This is a genomic window from Pseudomonas vranovensis, from assembly GCF_040438935.1.
GTDB lineage: Bacteria > Pseudomonadota > Gammaproteobacteria > Pseudomonadales > Pseudomonadaceae > Aquipseudomonas > Aquipseudomonas vranovensis.
Window position 1 is genome coordinate 5,172,399 of record NZ_CP159259.1, and the last position, 17,909, is coordinate 5,190,307.

Annotated in this window: 16 protein-coding genes; 9 read left to right on the forward strand and 7 right to left on the reverse strand. The window is 61.4% G+C overall.

The features are described from left to right. Positions 1–19: 19 nt before the first annotated feature. Positions 20–2,254 (forward strand): polyphosphate kinase 1, encoded by a 2,235-nt coding sequence (gene ppk1 / locus ABVN19_RS23905; protein ID WP_028942383.1) that lies wholly within the window; start codon positions 20–22, stop codon positions 2,252–2,254. On the opposite strand, the gene ppx is transcribed toward ppk1, so the two are convergent. Continuing rightward, entirely contained in the window at positions 2,241–3,743 is a 1,503-nt protein-coding gene (gene ppx / locus ABVN19_RS23910; RefSeq protein WP_028942382.1) for an exopolyphosphatase, read from the reverse strand. The genes ppk1 and ppx overlap by 14 nt on opposite strands. A 242-nt stretch (positions 3,744–3,985) precedes the next feature. On the opposite strand from ppx, the gene trxA reads away from it, so the two are divergent. The 6 genes from trxA to ABVN19_RS23940 all read left to right on the forward strand — a co-directional run bounded on the left by trxA (position 3,986) and on the right by ABVN19_RS23940 (position 10,043). Continuing rightward, positions 3,986–4,315 carry a thioredoxin TrxA gene (trxA, locus tag ABVN19_RS23915; protein ID WP_028942381.1) on the forward strand — a complete coding sequence of 110 codons (330 nt, stop codon included), beginning with the start codon at positions 3,986–3,988 and terminating at the stop codon, positions 4,313–4,315. A 229-nt stretch (positions 4,316–4,544) separates the two neighbouring features. Then, a complete protein-coding gene (gene rho / locus ABVN19_RS23920; RefSeq protein ID WP_028942380.1) occupies positions 4,545–5,804 on the forward strand; it encodes a transcription termination factor Rho in 1,260 nt (419 codons plus the stop codon). Positions 5,805–5,931: 127 nt separating this feature from the next. Further along, positions 5,932–7,398: a 4-hydroxy-3-polyprenylbenzoate decarboxylase gene (gene ubiD / locus ABVN19_RS23925; protein ID WP_028942379.1), complete on the forward strand. Its 1,467-nt coding sequence runs from the start codon at positions 5,932–5,934 to the stop codon at positions 7,396–7,398. Then, positions 7,399–8,367: a CDP-6-deoxy-delta-3,4-glucoseen reductase gene (locus tag ABVN19_RS23930; protein ID WP_028942378.1), complete on the forward strand. Its 969-nt coding sequence runs from the start codon at positions 7,399–7,401 to the stop codon at positions 8,365–8,367. It begins immediately after the preceding gene. Between the two features lie 277 nt (positions 8,368–8,644). Next, positions 8,645–9,277: a gamma-glutamylcyclotransferase gene (locus ABVN19_RS23935; RefSeq protein WP_105641396.1), complete on the forward strand. Its 633-nt coding sequence runs from the start codon at positions 8,645–8,647 to the stop codon at positions 9,275–9,277. A gap of 151 nt (positions 9,278–9,428) precedes the next feature. Beyond that, the gene (locus tag ABVN19_RS23940; RefSeq protein WP_158259220.1) at positions 9,429–10,043 is read left to right on the forward strand and encodes an energy transducer TonB; all 615 of its coding nucleotides are present in this window, start codon (positions 9,429–9,431) and stop codon (positions 10,041–10,043) included. Between the two features lie 20 nt (positions 10,044–10,063). On the opposite strand, the gene ABVN19_RS23945 is transcribed toward ABVN19_RS23940, so the two are convergent. Continuing rightward, positions 10,064–11,041 carry an NADPH:quinone oxidoreductase family protein gene (locus tag ABVN19_RS23945; protein ID WP_105641398.1) on the reverse strand — a complete coding sequence of 326 codons (978 nt, stop codon included), beginning with the start codon at positions 11,039–11,041 and terminating at the stop codon, positions 10,064–10,066. Between the two features lie 156 nt (positions 11,042–11,197). Between ABVN19_RS23945 and ABVN19_RS23950 the strand changes: the two genes are divergently transcribed. Continuing rightward, complete coding sequence (locus ABVN19_RS23950) at positions 11,198–11,602, forward strand: flagellar basal body-associated protein FliL (RefSeq protein WP_028942375.1); 405 nt, start codon at positions 11,198–11,200, stop codon at positions 11,600–11,602. 12 nt (positions 11,603–11,614) lie between these two features. On the opposite strand, the gene ABVN19_RS23955 is transcribed toward ABVN19_RS23950, so the two are convergent. The 4 genes from ABVN19_RS23955 to ABVN19_RS23970 all read right to left on the reverse strand — a co-directional run bounded on the left by ABVN19_RS23955 (position 11,615) and on the right by ABVN19_RS23970 (position 16,955). Continuing rightward, positions 11,615–12,733 carry an ABC transporter permease gene (locus ABVN19_RS23955; RefSeq protein ID WP_028942374.1) on the reverse strand — a complete coding sequence of 373 codons (1,119 nt, stop codon included), beginning with the start codon at positions 12,731–12,733 and terminating at the stop codon, positions 11,615–11,617. Further along, on the reverse strand, positions 12,733–15,456 hold the full coding sequence (gene rbbA, locus ABVN19_RS23960; protein WP_028942373.1) for a ribosome-associated ATPase/putative transporter RbbA: 2,724 nt from the start codon (positions 15,454–15,456) through the stop codon (positions 12,733–12,735). The genes ABVN19_RS23955 and rbbA overlap by 1 nt, the downstream gene beginning before the upstream one ends. After that, positions 15,453–16,412 carry an HlyD family efflux transporter periplasmic adaptor subunit gene (locus ABVN19_RS23965; protein WP_105641399.1) on the reverse strand — a complete coding sequence of 320 codons (960 nt, stop codon included), beginning with the start codon at positions 16,410–16,412 and terminating at the stop codon, positions 15,453–15,455. Before ABVN19_RS23965 ends, rbbA begins: the two co-directional genes overlap by 4 nt. A 93-nt stretch (positions 16,413–16,505) precedes the next feature. Then, positions 16,506–16,955: an EVE domain-containing protein gene (locus ABVN19_RS23970; RefSeq protein ID WP_028942371.1), complete on the reverse strand. Its 450-nt coding sequence runs from the start codon at positions 16,953–16,955 to the stop codon at positions 16,506–16,508. Positions 16,956–17,135: 180 nt separating this feature from the next. On the opposite strand from ABVN19_RS23970, the gene ABVN19_RS23975 reads away from it, so the two are divergent. Beyond that, positions 17,136–17,276 (forward strand): hypothetical protein, encoded by a 141-nt coding sequence (locus ABVN19_RS23975; RefSeq protein ID WP_165392175.1) that lies wholly within the window; start codon positions 17,136–17,138, stop codon positions 17,274–17,276. A gap of 17 nt (positions 17,277–17,293) precedes the next feature. On the opposite strand, the gene ABVN19_RS23980 is transcribed toward ABVN19_RS23975, so the two are convergent. Next, complete coding sequence (locus tag ABVN19_RS23980) at positions 17,294–17,902, reverse strand: 5-formyltetrahydrofolate cyclo-ligase (RefSeq protein WP_105641400.1); 609 nt, start codon at positions 17,900–17,902, stop codon at positions 17,294–17,296. Positions 17,903–17,909: the final 7 nt, after the last annotated feature.

The window sequence follows — 17,909 nt, forward strand, 5'->3', positions numbered from 1 at the left end:
CGCCCTTCAGGAACGCCAGATGAATAACGAAGTACTGAGTGATGTCGACATGAAGCAAGCCCAGCCCGTGCCCGAGCAACTGCTCGAAACCCCGCCTGAGCCTGCTGCGCTGCCTGTGGCCGAGGTCGAGGCGCCTACGCCTGCCCCGGCACCCGCGGCGCCGGCCATCGCTATCCCTGGCCTGGATGACAGCAGCCTGTACATTCACCGCGAGCTGTCCCAGCTTCAGTTCAACATCCGCGTGCTTGAGCAGGCACTGGATGAGAGCTATCCATTGCTGGAGCGGTTGAAGTTTCTGCTGATCTTCTCCAGCAACCTGGATGAGTTCTTCGAGATTCGTGTGGCGGGCCTGAAGAAGCAGATCACCTTCGCACGTGAACAGGCCGGAGCCGATGGCCTGCAGCCGCACCAGGCCCTGGCACGAATCAGCGAAGTGGTACACAGCGAAGTGGATCGCCAATACGCGATCCTCAACGACGTGCTGTTGCCGGAACTGGAAAAACACCAGATTCGCTTCATTCGCCGTCGTCACTGGAACACCAAGATCAAAACCTGGGTGCGACGCTTCTTCCGTGACGAGATCGCGCCGATCATTACCCCGATCGGCCTTGACCCGACGCACCCGTTCCCGTTGCTGGTGAACAAGAGCCTGAACTTCATCGTCGAGCTTGAGGGTGTGGATGCCTTCGGCCGCGATTCGGGCCTGGCGATCATTCCCGCTCCGCGCTTGTTGCCGCGGGTGATCAAGGTGCCGGAGGATGTGGGCGGCACTGGCGACAACTATGTGTTCCTGTCGTCGATGATCCATGCGCACGCCGATGACCTGTTCCAGGGCATGAAGGTCAAGGGGTGCTACCAGTTCCGCCTGACCCGTAACGCCGACCTGGCGCTGGACTCCGAGGATGTCGAGGACCTCGCCCGGGCCCTGCGCGGTGAGCTGTTCTCGCGCCGTTATGGCGATGCGGTGCGCCTGGAAGTGGCCGACACCTGCCCCAAGCATCTGTCGGACTACCTGCTCAAGCAGTTCAGCCTTAGCGAAAGCGAGCTTTACCAGGTCAACGGCCCGGTCAACCTGACCCGGTTGTTCAGCATTACCAGCCTGGATAGCCATCCCGAATTGCAGTACACCCCGTTCACGCCAGCCATCCCCAAGCTGCTGCAGAACGCCGAGAACATTTTCAGCGTGGTCGGCAAGCAGGACATCCTGCTCATGCACCCCTTCGAGTCGTTCACCCCGGTGGTCGATCTGCTGCGCCAGGCCGCCAAGGACCCGCACGTCCTGGCCGTGCGCCAGACCCTGTACCGCAGCGGTGCCAACTCGGAGATCGTCGACGCGCTGGTCGACGCGGCGCGTAACGGCAAGGAGGTCACTGCGGTGATCGAATTGCGTGCGCGCTTCGACGAAGAGTCCAACCTGCAGATGGCCAGCCGGCTGCAGGCTGCCGGTGCGGTAGTGATCTACGGTGTGGTGGGTTTCAAGACCCACGCCAAGATGATGCTGATCCTGCGTCGCGAGGCCGGCGAGATCGTTCGCTACGCGCACCTGGGTACCGGTAACTATCACGCCGGTAACGCCCGCCTGTATACCGACTACAGCCTGCTGACCTCCGACGATGCCTTGTGCGAAGACGTCGGCAAACTGTTCAGCCAGTTGATTGGCATGGGCAAGACCCTGCGCATGAAAAAGCTGCTGCATGCGCCGTTCACCCTGAAGAAGGGCATGCTCGACATGATCGCGCGAGAAACCCAGTTTGCCCTCGACGGCAAGCCTGCGCACATCATCGCCAAGTTCAACTCGCTGACCGATCCGAAGATCATTCGCGCGCTGTACAAGGCCAGTCAGTCGGGTGTGCGTATCGATCTGGTCGTGCGCGGTATGTGCTGCCTGCGTCCGGGGATTGCCGGGGTATCGCACAACATCCATGTGCGCTCGATCATCGGCCGCTTCCTGGAGCACACCCGGGTGTTCTACTTCCTCAACGGTGGCGAGGAGCAGATGTTCCTGTCGAGCGCGGACTGGATGGAGCGCAACCTCGACAAACGCGTCGAGACCTGCTTCCCGGTCGAGGGCAAGAAGTTGATCCTGCGGGTGAAAAAGGAACTGGAAGGGTACCTGACCGACAATACCCACGCCTGGATCCTGCAGCCGGACGGCCGCTACGTGCGTAGCACACCGACCGGCAACCAGAACCCTCGCAGTGCCCAGGCGACCTTGCTGGAACGCCTGAGCAACCCGGTCCTCAGCGTACGCTGAGGACGAAGCCGACCCGGGTCAGCCACTCAGCCTCCAGGCCGAAGTCGGCCTGGGTCAGCTGGTTCTGTTCAAGCCAGCCTGCCGGAAATTCCACGTCCAGGCTTTCACCGGCCGCATGCAGCGTAACTTTCGGCATTTGCTGGGTGCCGCGGATGTGGTGGAAGAGGATCGCAAAGCGCAGCAGCACGCACAGGCGTATCAGCTTGACGCCTTCATCACCGAACTCGGCGAACTTGTCCTTGGGGATATTGCGACGGTGACCGCGCACCAGCAGCGCGAGCATCTGCTGGTCTTCCCGGGAAAAACCGGCCAGATCCGAGTGCTCGATCAGGTAGGCGCCGTGCTTGTGGTAATGGTAGTGGGCGATATCCAGGCCCACTTCATGCACCTTGGCGGCCCAGCCGAGCAGTTCGCGCCAGATCCCGTCTTCCAGGTCCCAGGCCTTGGCCACCTGGTCGAAGGCGTGCAGGGCCTTGCGTTCGACCCGGGCTGCTTGCCCCTGGTCGACGTGGTAGCGCTCCATCAGCGAGCTCAGGGTGCGCTCGCGCACGTCTTCATGGTGATGACGGCCTAGCAGGTCATAGAGCACGCCTTCGCGCAGGGCGCCGTCGCAGTGGTCCATGCGCTGCAGCTCCAGGGCGTCGAAAATCGCCTCCATGATAGCCAGGCCCGCGGGGAAGATCGCCCGGCGGTCCGGCTTGACGCCCTCGAAGTCGATCTTGTCGGTTTCACCCAGTTTGAACAGCTTGCGCTTGAGCCAGGCCAGGCCTTCGGCGTTGACTTCGCCATTGCCCATGCCGCCGGACTTGAGCGCCAGGCCAATGGCGCGGATGGTCCCGGAAGAGCCGATGGCCTCATCCCAGGTCAGGCGGTGCAGGGCGTTTTCGATGCTCATCAGCTCCAGGCGTGCCGCGGTGTAGGCCTGGGCGTAGCGTGCCGGGGTGATCTTGCCGTCGCGGAAATAGCGCTGGGTGTAGCTGACGCAGCCCATCTGCAGGCTTTCGCGCAGCAGTGGCTCGAAGCGCTGGCCAATGATGAATTCGGTACTGCCACCGCCGATGTCGGCGACCAGGCGTTTGCCGGGGGTGTCGGCCAGGGTGTGGGACACGCCCAGGTAGATCAGGCGGGCCTCTTCACGCCCGGAGATCACTTCTACCGGGTGCCCCAGGATCGCTTCGGCGCGGCGGATGAATTCGCCGCGGTTGCGCGCTTCGCGCAGGGCGTTGGTGCCGACGATTCGAACTGCGCCGTCAGGCATGCCACTGATCAGTTGGGCGAAACGCTTGAGGCAGTCCAGGCCGCGCTGCATGGACTCTTCGTTGAGCTGGCGCTCCTCGTTGATACCGGCGGCCAGCTGAACCTTCTCCCCGAGGCGCTCGAGGATGCGGATCTCGGTATGGTGGGCCTTGGCTACCACCATGTGGAAACTGTTGGAGCCCAGGTCTATAGCAGCGATCAAGGACAGATTCTTGGCTGTGGTTTGCGGCATGGTCATGGGGTCTCGGTCGATAACCCGGCAATCCTGCCACGATCCACGGCTGACGCCAACGCGCAGCGTATCAAGGCTTGATATGGGGCAGGTGGAACAGGAAATATGACCTTCCTGTGACAGGGTCGATATGAACCGTCATGCACAACTATAGTTACACTCAATCGTCCGCGACTTCCTGTCCGTCGCCGGTGCGGCTATGATGGGCCACGTTTTTTTTGCTTACGACCTTGGAGACTTCCATGAGCAGCGATCTTATCAAACACGTCACCGACGCCAGCTTCGAAGCCGACGTACTGAAGGCTGAAGGCCCGGTGCTGGTCGACTACTGGGCTGAATGGTGCGGCCCATGCAAAATGATCGCTCCGGTTCTGGACGACATCGCCACTACCTACCAGGGCAAACTGACCGTCGCCAAGCTGAACATCGACGAAAACCAGGAAACCCCGGCCAAGCACGGCGTGCGTGGCATCCCGACGCTGATGCTGTTCAAGAACGGCAACGTCGAGGCCACCAAGGTCGGCGCACTGTCCAAGTCTCAGCTGGCAGCCTTCCTGGACGCCAATATCTGAGTCAAAAAAGCCCCGCATTCGTCGGGGCTTTTCTTTATCTGGTGACTAGACGCCAGAAAATGCAGGTGTTACATTCGGCCTCGCACTGTTTCTTCGGTGCCCTCTGCACGCCGTCGCCGACGCATCCCTAATTCGAATCAGTACGCGATCCTGTCGCCATCTCTGCGGCGCGGCTTCATTAAGCCAGAAGCTTAATTCCCCCTTCTTACATGATTACGTCACTCCCCTTATGAACCTGACTGAACTCAAGCAAAAGCCGATTACCGATCTGCTCGAAATGGCCGAACAGATGGGCATAGAAAATATGGCCCGTTCGCGCAAGCAAGATGTGATTTTCTCCCTGTTGAAAAAGCATGCGAAAAGCGGCGAGGAAATCTCCGGTGACGGCGTGCTGGAGATTCTCCAGGACGGCTTCGGCTTCCTGCGTTCGGCTGATGCCTCTTACCTGGCCGGCCCGGACGATATCTATGTATCGCCAAGCCAGATCCGTCGCTTCAACCTGCGTACCGGCGACACCATCGTCGGCAAGATCCGCCCGCCAAAAGAAGGCGAGCGTTACTTCGCCCTGCTGAAAGTCGATACCATCAACTTCGACCGGCCGGAAAACGCGAAGAACAAGATCCTGTTCGAAAACCTGACGCCGCTGTTCCCCAACGAGCGCCTGAAGATGGAAGCCGGCAACGGCTCCACCGAAGACCTCACCGGCCGTGTTATCGACCTCTGCGCCCCGATCGGCAAAGGCCAGCGCGGCCTGATCGTCGCCCCGCCAAAAGCGGGCAAGACCATCATGCTGCAGAACATCGCGGCGAACATCACCCGTAACAACCCCGAGTGCCACCTGATCGTTCTGCTGATCGACGAGCGCCCGGAAGAAGTGACCGAAATGCAGCGCACCGTGCGCGGCGAAGTGGTCGCCTCCACCTTCGACGAGCCACCAACCCGCCACGTGCAGGTTGCCGAAATGGTCATCGAGAAGGCCAAGCGCCTGGTTGAGCACAAGAAAGACGTGGTCATCCTGCTCGACTCGATCACCCGTCTGGCCCGTGCCTACAACACCGTGATCCCGAGCTCCGGCAAGGTCCTGACCGGTGGTGTCGATGCCCACGCCCTGGAGAAGCCGAAGCGTTTCTTCGGTGCCGCGCGTAACATCGAAGAGGGCGGCTCGCTGACCATCATCGCCACCGCGCTGGTTGAAACCGGCTCGAAGATGGACGAAGTGATCTACGAGGAGTTCAAGGGCACCGGCAACATGGAGCTGCCTCTGGACCGCAAGATCGCCGAGAAGCGCGTCTTCCCGGCCATCAACATCAACCGTTCGGGTACCCGTCGCGAAGAGCTGCTGACCGCTGACGACGAACTGCAGCGCATGTGGATCCTGCGCAAGCTGCTGCACCCGATGGATGAAGTTGCCGCTATCGAGTTCCTGATCGACAAGCTCAAGCAGACCAAGACCAACGACGAGTTCTTCTTGTCGATGAAGCGCAAGTAAAACAGTTGCGGTACGCAAGAGCCGGGGCAACCCGGCTTTTTGCTATCTGTACTTTGGCTATTCTGGCCGGCCGGGTTAGGCGATACACTTTGCACCCCGACCGGTACGGCGAATACGAGGCTTTTGCATGCAGTATCGCGATTTGCGCGACTTTATCCGTGGCCTGGAACAGCGCGGCGAACTCAAGCGCATCCAGGTTCCGATCTCTCCAGTTCTGGAAATGACCGAAGTCTGCGACCGCACCCTGCGCGCCAAAGGCCCGGCCCTGCTGTTCGAGAAGCCAACGGGCTTCGACATTCCAGTGCTGGGCAACTTGTTCGGCACCCCGGAGCGGGTGGCCATGGGCATGGGCGCCGAGTCGGTCAGTGAGCTGCGCGAGATCGGCAAGCTGCTGGCCTTCCTCAAGGAACCTGAGCCGCCCAAAGGCCTCAAGGATGCCTGGTCGAAACTGCCCATCTTCAAGAAAGTCGTGTCTATGGCGCCGAAGGTGGTCAAGGATGCGGCCTGCCATGACGTCATCATCGAAGGCGACGATGTCGATCTGGGCATGCTGCCGGTGCAGCATTGCTGGCCGGGTGATGTGGCGCCGCTGATTACCTGGGGCCTCACGGTGACCCGCGGGCCGAACAAGGACCGCCAGAACCTGGGCATCTACCGTCAGCAGGTGATTGGCCGCAACAAGGTCATCATGCGCTGGCTCAGCCACCGGGGCGGCGCCCTGGACTATCGCGAATGGTGCGAGAAACACCCGGGCCAGCCGTTCCCGGTCTCCGTGGCCCTGGGGGCGGACCCGGCCACCATCCTTGGTGCAGTGACGCCGGTGCCCGACTCCCTGTCGGAGTATGCCTTCGCCGGGCTACTGCGCGGTAACCGGACCGAGCTGGTCAAATGCCGTGGCAACGATCTGCAAGTGCCGGCCACCGCCGAAATCATCCTCGAAGGGGTGATTCACCCAGGCGAGATGGCCCCGGAAGGTCCGTACGGCGACCATACCGGCTACTACAATGAAGTCGACAGCTTCCCGGTGTTTACGGTCGAGCGCATCACCCATCGACAAAAGCCTATCTACCACAGCACCTACACTGGCCGTCCACCTGATGAGCCGGCGATTCTCGGTGTGGCGTTGAACGAAGTGTTCGTGCCGATCCTGCAAAAGCAGTTCCCGGAGATCACCGACTTCTACCTGCCGCCTGAAGGCTGCTCCTACCGCATGGCGGTAGTGACCATGAAGAAGCAGTATCCGGGGCACGCCAAGCGCGTCATGCTCGGTGTCTGGTCGTTTTTGCGACAGTTCATGTACACCAAATTCGTTATCGTCACCGACGACGACATCAATGCCCGCGACTGGAATGATGTGATCTGGGCCATCACCACGCGCATGGACCCCAAGCGCGATACGGTGATGATCGACAACACCCCGATCGACTACCTGGACTTCGCCTCGCCGATCTCGGGCCTGGGGTCGAAGATGGGGCTGGATGCCACCCATAAATGGGCAGGTGAAACCACCCGTGAATGGGGACGGGTCATCGTCAAGGATGAAGCTGTCACCCGGCGGATCGATGAGCTGTGGAACCAGTTGGGAATAGACTAAATGCAGGTAACCTTGCAGCCGTCCGGGGCCGTGTTGGCACTCAAGCCCGGGGAAAGGATTCTGGATGCGGCGCGCCGACTCGGCTATGACTGCCCGCAGAGCTGTCGCAATGGCAACTGCCATGTCTGTGCCGCGTTGCTGGTTGAAGGCCGGGTGCGCCAAGAGGGCCAGGTGCGCGATCACGGTGAGCTGTTCACCTGTATCGCCGAGCCACTGGAGGATTGCGTCTTGTTGTGGGATGGCGTGCTCGCCCTGGGCGAGTTGCCGGTAAGGACACTGGCCTGTCAGCTGAGTGAGTGCGTCGAGGTCGGTGGCGACGTCTGGCGTGTGCGCCTGCGTGCGCCTGCCGGCAAGCCGCCGCGCTACCACGCTGGGCAGTACCTGATGATCGAACGCGAAGGCGGTGACAAGGCCGCCTTCTCACTGGCCTCGGCGCCCCATCGTGGGCGCGATCTGGAAATGCATGTGCTGGCCCGCGAGAACAGCGCCCAACAGCTGATCGAGCAATTGCAGCGTACGCGCATGGCACGGATCGAGATGCCGTTTGGCGATACCCACCTTGCCGAACTGCCCGAGGGGCCGCTGGTGTTGATCGCTGCTGGTACCGGCATGGCACAGATGCACAGCCTGCTCGAGCATTGCCGGGCCCAGGGCTTCAAGCACCCGGTCCATCTCTATTGGGGGGTTCGCCGTCCTGAAGATTTCTACGAGATCGAGCACTGGGACGAATGGGAGCGCTTGCCCAACCTGTTCCTGCACAAGGTCGTCAGTGACCTGTGTGGCTGGGAAGGGCGCTGCGGGATGCTGCATGAGGCGGTTTGTGAAGATTTGAGCGATCTGGCGGGTGTGCATGTTTATGCCAGCGGCTCGCCCAATATGATCTATGCCACCCTCGATGCGCTGGTTGACGCGGGAATGGACGCTCACCAGATGCGCGCCGATGTATTCGCTTATGCGCCGCGCGGTTGAATGAAGGAATAAGGCGCGCGGCAATAGCGTGCCGGATTTAATAGCCGCCGTTGTTGATGTCCGGCAGAAGGCTGATAATTATTGCCGGCAATGCAAATAACGTTCGCTACACTTGAAACAACACCCGGTTGTTAGCTCAAAGCCCTATTGCAGGGCGCTTCCGGGGCGAAGTGAGGCGTGTGTTGAATTCGCAATCTGCTGTACGGTAAGTACGCGGATAACGTATTCGTTTAACGTGACTCACTCCAGTAGTTCACGAGGAATTCTGGCGGCAGCTATGTCGGCGATCGAAACTGCATCTTTGAATGTGGCCTATCCTCCGTTGCTCGACTTTGGACAGCAACTGTCCCAGGAGCAACTTAGACTTTCGGTTCATCACACCATGTCCCGTCACCAGGGTGGTCCGGTCTGGTTGTTTGCCTATGGGTCGCTGATCTGGCGCCCGGAATGCAATGCAGCCGAGCGTCGGCGCGCCAGGGTACATGGTTACCATCGGGGTCTTTACTTGTGGTCCCACGCGCATCGGGGCACCCCGGAGTGCCCGGGCCTGGTCTTCGGCTTGGACCGTGGCGGTTCCTGCAGTGGTTTCGCCTACCGCTTGCCAGACGACTGCCTTGAAGAGTCCCTGCTGGCCCTGTGGCAGCGTGAAATGCCCTACCCGGCGTATCGGCCGCACTGGCTCAATTGCCGCCTTGATGACGGTACCAAGGTCCAGGCCCTGGGCTTTGTGCTGGAGCGACACCTGCCGTGTTACGCCGGCAACTTGCCAGACAACTTGCTCAGCATGGTTTTCGCCAACGCCAAGGGGCGTTATGGCAGTACCCGCGACTATGTCGAACAAACGCTCAATGCCCTGCGCAGCCATGCCATGCCTGATCGCAATCTGGAGGCCCGGTTCAAGCGGTTGTGACTGACGGATCGGGATCGCGGGGCAAGCCCTCCATACAAGATAATGAGAATTGTTACTTCGTCTGGAGGGCTCTGGCACGCTACTATCGCGCCTTTCGTATTTTTCGGACAGGCTAGGATCAAGGATGAAATGGTTTGCGGTTTTGCTATTGATGGCAGCAGGAATAGCGCAGGCGGATGTAGGGCTGGAGTTTGAAAAGAAGGTCGTTCCGGTCTATCCCGCCGAGATGCGCAAGGCGACTATTACCGGTTCCGTCAAAGTCGGTTTTCGGGTCATGGCCGATGGTACGGTCACTGATGTGAAGGTCATTCGAAGCAGTGAACCCGCCTTTGCCAATGCTGCCCTGGAAGCCGTTCGCCAATGGCGCTTCAAACCCTGGACTGTCTCCAAAGAGAACCCGGCATTTCTCGATGTGCGCAACGATCTGCATTTTCGTCTGAACGACAAGAAAGAGTGGTGGGACATCTATGAGCGCGCCGGCTTGGTGCTCAAGACCTGCAAGCAGTTCAACGAGGAAGTGGCGCTGTACCGCAAGGATGATCCGACCCGGTCGCTCGACGACATGGAAACCACGCTGGTATCGGTTCGCATGATGTCGAGCTTCAACGTCGATGGTGTCACCAGCTACAAAGAGTCGCGGGCCACCGCCGAGTCCTTCCAGAAGGCACTTCCCGGCATCATGAAGAAGTGCGAGACCTACCCAGGTGTCGACCTTGTCGATGTCTGGCCGGCCGCCTTGCGTGAACGCCTGATCCAGCGGCTGTAACGCCGCTGGAAGGCCACGGGTCAGCGAGTGGTGACGACCAGCTTGCCGACGGCCCGGCGCTGGCCCAGCGTATCGATGGCAGCCCCGGCTTCGGCCAACGGAAAGGTCTGCGATACCAGCGGCTTGAGTTTGCCCTCGGCGAACCAGGCAAACAGTTGCTTGAAGTTCGCCGCATTGTCTGCAGGCTGGCGCTGGGCAAACGCACCCCAGAACACGCCGATCACCGCCGCTCCCTTGAGCAGTGCCAGGTTCACCGGCAGCTCGGGGATGCGGCCGCTGGCAAAGCCCACCACCAGCAAGCGGCCGCTCCAGGCAATACCACGCACCGCCTGGTCGAACAGGTCGCCGCCGACCGGGTCGTAGATCACATCGGCGCCGTTGCCCCCGGTCAGGCGTTTGATTTCGTCCTTGAGGCTGTGCTCGCTGTAGTTGATCAGCTCATCGGCACCTGCTGCCTTGGCCACGGCAAGCTTCTCGGCGCTGCTCGCTGCTGCAATGACTCGCGCGCCCATGGCCTTGCCGATCTCCACTGCCGCAAGTCCCACACCCCCCGAGGCACCCAGCACCAGCAAGGTTTCGCCGGCCTGGAGCTGACCGCGCTGCTGCAAGGCATGCATCGAGGTGCCGTAGGTCATGCCGAAGGCGGCGGCCTGGGTGAAGTTCATCTGAGGCGGAATGGGCAGCACGTTGTAGGCCGGTACCGCCACCTGCTCGGCAAAACTGCCCCAGCCCGTGAGGGCCATGACCCGGTCACCAACCTTGAGATCGCTGACTTTTTCGCCCACCGCACTGACTACCCCCGCGGCTTCGCCTCCCGGAGAGAAAGGCAGCGGCGGTTGGAACTGGTACTTGCCCTCGATGATCAGGGTGTCGGGAAAGTTGACCCCGGCCGCATGCACATCCAACAGGATTTCGTTCTTCTTCGGGACGGGACTGGCAACCTCTTCCAGGACCAGGTTCTGCGCCGGGCCGAGGGTTTTGCACAACACTGCTTTCATCGGGACTATTCCTTTGCGCGTAGTGGCCGATAAGTGTAGGTGGGTCAGTTGCCGGGTCAACGAGCATGGCCCGCCCTGATAGGCCGGCATAAGCCCGGGCTTGGGATTGACCGGTGCGCTGGGTATGCTGGCGCCAACTGTTTGAGGAGCGAATTCGTGAAAGCGTGGATCTTGATGGTACTGGCCCTGATGCTGCCGATGGTGGCCATGGCCGAAGAAGCCAAGGAAGGAGTGCCGAAGGTCTCCTACATCTCGCTGAGCCCACCCTTTGTCGGCAACTACGCCCTTGATGGCAGCCCGAAGCTGCGCGTGTACAAGGCTGACGTGGCCCTGCGGGTCAACAGTGATGCGGCGGCCGCTGCGGTGCGCCACCACGAGCCATTGATCCGCAACCAGTTGGTGGCACTGTTCACCCAGCAGAACCTGGAAAGCCTGAGCAATGTCGAGTCCAAGGAAAAGCTGCGCCAGGAAGCTTTGAAGCAGGTTCAACAGGTGCTCGAGACCGAAGAAGGCAAGCCGCTGGTGGATGACCTGCTGTTCAACAACCTGATCGTCCAGTAGGCCGCTTCAGGTCTAGGACGTCAGGCTGCGGCGGAAGCGTCCCAGGGCAACTGCGAAAAACGCCAGGCCGATGGCGGCCAGGGCCAGTATGTCGGGCCAGACTACGCTCAGTCCGGCGTCACGGAACAAAATGGCGGCGCTCAGGCTGACGAAGTGGGTCGAAGGCGAGAGCTGCATGACCCATTGCAGCCATTGCGGCATGCTGTCCAGCGGTGTGCTGCCACCCGACAGCAACAGCATGGGGATGATCACCGGAATGGCCAGCAGGCCGAACTGCGGGGTCGAGCGGGCCAGTGTGGCGAGGAAGATGCCTAGCGACGTGCTGGCAAACAGATAGAGCGCCGTGACCGCCAGGAACAACCCCAGGGACCCTGCCAGCGGCACGCCCAGGGCACCTTTTACCACCACCTCCAACGACACCCAGGTACACAGCACCACCACCAGGGCGTTGCTGCCGATCTTCGCCAGCATGATTTCCAGCGCCGTCAGCGGCAGCACCAGCAGGTGATCGAGTGTGCCGTGTTCGCGTTCGCGCAGTAGCGCCGTGCCGGTCAGGACTATGGCCAGGATGGTGATGTTGTTGACGATCTGGATCACTGCCAGGAACCAGCCGCCTTCCAGGTTTGGGTTGAACAGTGCTCGGGGACTGATCAGCGCCGGGGTGTTGCTGGTGGCTGAACCCTGGTTGGCATAGTCGAGTAGCTCGCGTTCGAAAATCCGCCCGATGTACCCGGCGCCCATGAAGGCCTGGCTCATTGCCGTGGCGTCGACATTGACCTGCAACTCCGGGGAACGCCCTGCCAGCAGGTCAGTCTGGAAATTCACCGGGACGTTGATCACGAAGGTGTACAGGCCACTGTCCATGGCGTTGTCGAGCTGGTCGTAGGCCAGGGTTGCGGCCGGTTGGAACTCCGGAGGCTGAAGTGCCTCGGCAAGCTTGCGGGAAAGCTGGCTGTGATCTTCGTCCACGACGGCAACACTGGCGTTGTGTACGCCGATGATCGAGCCGGCCGCTGGCATATAGATCGCCACGCTGAAGGCATAGAGCAGAAACAGCAGCAGTACGCTGTCGTGGCGCAGGCTGGTCAGCTCCTTGAGGCCCAGGCGCAGAGTGTGTGCCAATCGATGCATCAGGCCTCCTGCTTCTTGAGCATAGCCAGGCTCAAGCCGGTAAAGCCGAGGAAGAACCCCAGCAGTGCCAGGCACTGTGGCCACAGCTCACGTAGGCTCAGGGCCTTGGTGAAGGTGCCGACGGCGATGTCGAGAAAGTAGCCGGCCGGAAAGAGCTGCCCCATCAGCGCCGCCGAGCCGTCGAGCGACGAGCGCGGGACGATCAGGCCGGAGAACTGGATGGTCGGCAGGCTGGTGATGATCATGGTGCCGAGAATCGCGGCGATCTGGGTGCGGGTGAACGCCGAGATCAGCAAGCCCAGGCTGGTGGTCGCCAGCAGGTACAGGAACCCGCCCAGGGCCAGGGTCAGGGCACTGCCTTTGAACGGCACGCCGAACAACCAGCGGTTCATGGCCACCAGTAACGCCAGGTTGACCAGGCTGATCGCCAGGTATGGCGCTTGCTTGCCGAGCAGGAACTCCAGGCGGGTCAAGGGTGTTGCGTAGAAGTTGGTGATCGACCCGAGCTCTTTTTCGCGCACGATGCCCAGGGCCGTGAGCATGGCCGGAATGAACGCCAGGATCAGCGCCATGACCCCGGGGCCGATGGCGTTGACGCTGACCACGTCCTGGTTGTAGCGAAAGCGGGTTTCCAGGCGTACCGGGGATTGTCCGGGCACGGCGTTGCTGCTCAGGGCGGCGAGTTGTTCAAGGTTGGCCTGATGCACGGCCTCGACATAGTTGCGGCTGGTCTCGGCGCGAAACGGCATGCCGCCATCGAGCCAGGCGGCTACCACCGGTTGCCGCCCTGCGTGCAGGTCGCGGCCAAAGCCGGGGGGAATCTCCAGGGCCAGTTTGATTTCCGAGCGCTGCAGGCGCTTGTGCAATTGTGCCGAGTCGCGAATAGGTGGTTGCTCTTCAAAGTAGCGCGAGCCGCGGAACGCCTCCAGGTAGGCCCGGCTTTGCGGGCTTTGATCCTGGTCGTAGACGGCGAAGGCGAGGTTCTCGACGTCCAGTGAAATGCCGTAGCCGAAAATCACCATCATGAACAATGCACCTGCCAGGGCGAACGCCAGGCGCACTTTGTCGCGCAGCAGTTCCTTGCCTTCGCGGGTGGCCACGGCGAACAGGCGCTTGATGCTGAAGCCCTGGCGCAGCGCTGAGGGCACTGCGCCAGGTGGGGTTTCGAGCGGGGTGGTTGTGTCGGGCGTACTGCTCGCGCCTTGTGCGTGCTCAAGACAGGTGACGAAAGCGTCTTCCAGCGTGGCGCCGGCAAACTGCTGTTGCAGGGCGGCGGGGGTGTCACAGGCCAGCACCTTGCCGGCGTGCATCAGGGAGATGCGGTCGCAGCGCAAGGCTTCGTTCATGAAGTGGGTGGACAGGAAGATAGTCACGCCCTGGTCCCGCGATAATTCGATCAGCAAGCGCCAGAAGTCGTCGCGGGCAGCTGGGTCGACGCCTGATGTCGGTTCGTCGAGGATCAGCACTTCAGGCCGGTGCAGCACTGCCACTGCCAGCGACAGGCGCTGGCGCAACCCCAAAGGCAGGGCGCCGGATTGCTGGTCGGCGATTTCGCCCAGGTCGAAGCGCTCGATCAGTTCGGCGATGCGCGGCGCGCTTTCGGCCTTGGGCAGATCGAACAGGCGCGCGTGCAGCTCCAGGTTCTGGCGCACGCTGAGTTCGCCATACAGCGAGAAACTCTGGGACATGAAGCCGACACGCTTGCGTGTGGCCAGGTCCTTGGCATCGACCGGACGGCCCAACAACGTGGCGCTGCCTTCGCTGGCGGGCATCAGGCCGGTGAGCACTTTCATGGTGGTGGTCTTGCCGCATCCGTTGGAACCGAGAAAGCCGAAGATTTCACCGCGACCGATGGCAAAGCTGACCTTGTTCACCGCAGTGAAGTCGCCAAAGCGCAAGGTCAGTTCGTGCGCTTCGATGGCAATGGTGGCATCGCCTTCGGGCCGGGGTGGGATTTGCAGGGGTTGTGCGTTGTGGGCGCTGTCGCCCTGGAAGTGGGTGAAGGCATCATCCAGCTTGCCGCTGGGGGTGACGCTGGCAAGGGTCTGGCTCAGGCCCGAGGCGATCAGCTTGCCGCGATCGAGCATCAGGCAGTGTTCGAATTGCTCGGCCTCTTCCATGTAGGCGGTGGCGACCAGCAGCGTGAGTTGCGGTCGCTCCTCGCGAACCTGCTCGACCAGCTCCCAGAAGCGTCGACGTGACAACGGGTCTACCCCGGTGGTCGGTTCGTCGAGGATCAACAGATCCGGCTCGTGGATCAGGGCACAACACAAACCGAGCTTTTGTTTCATGCCGCCCGATAGTTTCCCCGCCGGGCGGTCGGCAAAGCGCGCAAGGTCGGTTGCCAGCAGCAGGCCGTGCATGCGCTGCTCGCACTCGGCCGTGCTCAGTCCGAACAGGGTGGCAAAGAAGCGGATGTTTTCGCTGATCGAAAGCTCAGGGTAGAGGTTGCCACCCAGGCCCTGGGGCATGAAGGCGATGCGTGGGTACAGGCTGTTGCGATGGCGCCGTTTGCGAATCGAGCCGCCCAGCACCGAGAGTTCGCCGTCTTGCAGCTTTTTCACCCCGGCGATCAGGCCGAGCAGGCTGGACTTGCCAGCACCGTCCGGGCCGATCAGGCCGCAGCGGGTGCCGGCGGGAAGGTCGAAGGTGATATCCAGCAGGGCATCCAGCTTGCCGTAGCGGTGGCTGATGCCCGCGGCTTGAAGCGCAAGCGCATTCATTGCAGATTGGCCGGCCAGTCCACTTCAGCGGTGCGCACATAACCTGCCCCGGGCATGCCGGGCTTGGCTTGCGGCACGGCGCTGGGCTCGGTCAGGCGCAGCTTGACCCGGAACACCAGTTTTTGCCGCTCGTCGCGGGTTTCCACCTGCTTGGGAGTGAACTGGGCCTTGGCAGCTACAAAGGTTATTTTGGCCGGCAGGGCTTTTTCCGGCAGGGCGTCGAGCACCACGCGGGCCTGGTCGCCTACGGCCAGGCGACCTGTGGTGGACGCGGGCAGGTAGAGGTTCATGTACTGATCGTTCGGGTCGATCAGCATCAGCACGCGACCACCGGCACCGAGTACTTCGCCAGGTTCGGCCAGGCGCAGCTGAATGACGCCATCAATGGGGGCGCGCAGGCTGGCGTCGTCGATCTCGCTGGTGAGTTGGGCTACCTGGGCTTGGGCAGCACCGATGGCTGCCTTGATTGCGGCCAGCTGGGCGCGTGCTGCAACCACGGCGGAATTGGCGGTGTCGTAGCGAGCCTGTTGTTGATCGAGCAACTGCTGGCTAGCGTATTTGCGCTGGAAGATTTCCCGAACCCGCTTGAGTTCCTGGCTGGCCAGCAACAGCTCGCTCTGGCGCAGTTGCACGTTGGCCTGGGCGGCGGAGTAGTTTTCCTGGGCGCGCAGCACTTCGGCCTCGGCCTGGTTGCGTTGCGCTTCGAGGGTGCGGGTATCGATACGTGCCAGCAACTGGCCCTTGCCGACTGTGTCGCCTTCGTCGACCAGCACTTCGGCCAGGCGGCCGGGAATCTTGCTGGCAATCTGCACTTCGGTGGCTTCGAGTCGGCCGTTGCCCATGCTCAGGCCGTCGGGCAGGCGATCATGCAACGACTTCCAGTAGCCCAGGCCACCAGCGGCCAAGAGCAAGGCGATCAAGGCGCCGGCGAAGAGTTTCGGGGTATGTTGGCTCATCAGTCTGCATCCTGCTGCATTCGCGTCAGATTGTGACGCGGCACCGGTCCTGGTGCGTTGATGTTCGTCAAATGTGCGGCAATCCTACCCGGTTTAACGCAAAGCGAGTACTGCGGCCCATTGTTCAGGGGTAACAGGCATCACCGACAGGCGGCTGCCTTTTTGTACCAGGGGCAGTTCAGCCAGGGCGGCCTGCTGTTTCAGGTAACCGAGACCGAGGACTTTGCTGAAGGTTTCGACGTGGGCTACATCGACGGCGCTCCAAGGGTTCTTCTCGTCATTGGCCTTGGCGTCGAAATAATGGCTTTGCGGATCCAGCGCGGTCGGGTCGGGGTAGGCTGCCGCGCTGATGCGGGCAATGCCGGCGATACCCGGCTCGGGGCAGCTGGAGTGGTAGAAGAAAAACTGGTCACCCACTGCCATGCTGCGCAAGAAGTTACGCGCCTGGTAGTTGCGAACGCCGTCCCAGCGCGCTTCTTTCAGGCGCGCCAGATCCTTGATCGACAGTTCATCTGGCTCGGATTTCATCAGCCAATAGGCCATGGATGTTGCTCCTGACAAAATTTGTAATAACCTCTTTTATCAAACCGACGGTCGGTTGGCGTCAAGGTTTGCGTGTTGCCGCAGGTTGTCGGAGAATGCGCCCATTTTAAGCTTGACGCTGCTGCAACCATTAAAAAACGTTGCTGACAACGTGATCAGTTTGCCTTAGGGGGGCAATCGATGAATCGCAAACCGGACTTGCTCTGGATTCTGGTATTTCTGTTCGGTTTGGGTGTTGTCACTACCGGTTATGCGCAAAGCCTTTGGGAACGCAAGCTCGACGCCCCTTACGAAATGCCGGTCAATCCGCAACAGCGTTAATCGCCTTGCTGGCGCCTTCAGGAAGGCGCCAGGTACCAGGCACGGTCCGATACCGTGCCTTGCAACGGTACATCCCAACTGGCCTGGGCCAGCTTTTCGACCTTCTGACACTCATGGGCCAGGCCCAGCAGCAACGGCTTTTTCCAGGCCTTGCGGCGTGCCTGATAGGCCAGGCTTCGATCATAGAAGCCACCGCCCATGCCCAGTCGTCCTCCCACTTCATCAAATCCCACCAGCGGTAGCAGGATCAGGTCCAGCGCCCAGATCGGACGCTGCCGAGCCAGGCTGATGTGCGGTTCCGGAATGTGGAAGCGGTTCGGTCGCAGCTTTTCACCGGGCTCGATACGCTGGAAGACCATTTTGCACTTCGGCCAGGCGTGCAGAACCGGCAGATAAGTACGCTTGCCACGACGCTGTGCTTCGCGCAGCAGCAGGCGCGGGTCGATCTCGCAGTCGTTGGGCAGGTAGAGGGCGATGTGCCGGGCGCGGCGGAAGAGGGGGTGCTGGGCCAGTTGACGATACAGGCCTTGCGCGGCCTGACGTTGCTGGGCCGGGCTCAAGGCTCGACGGGCATCACGTAGTAGGCGGCGAAGCTGGGGGCGGGTGAGCGGCGCGGTGTCGGTCATGGCACAG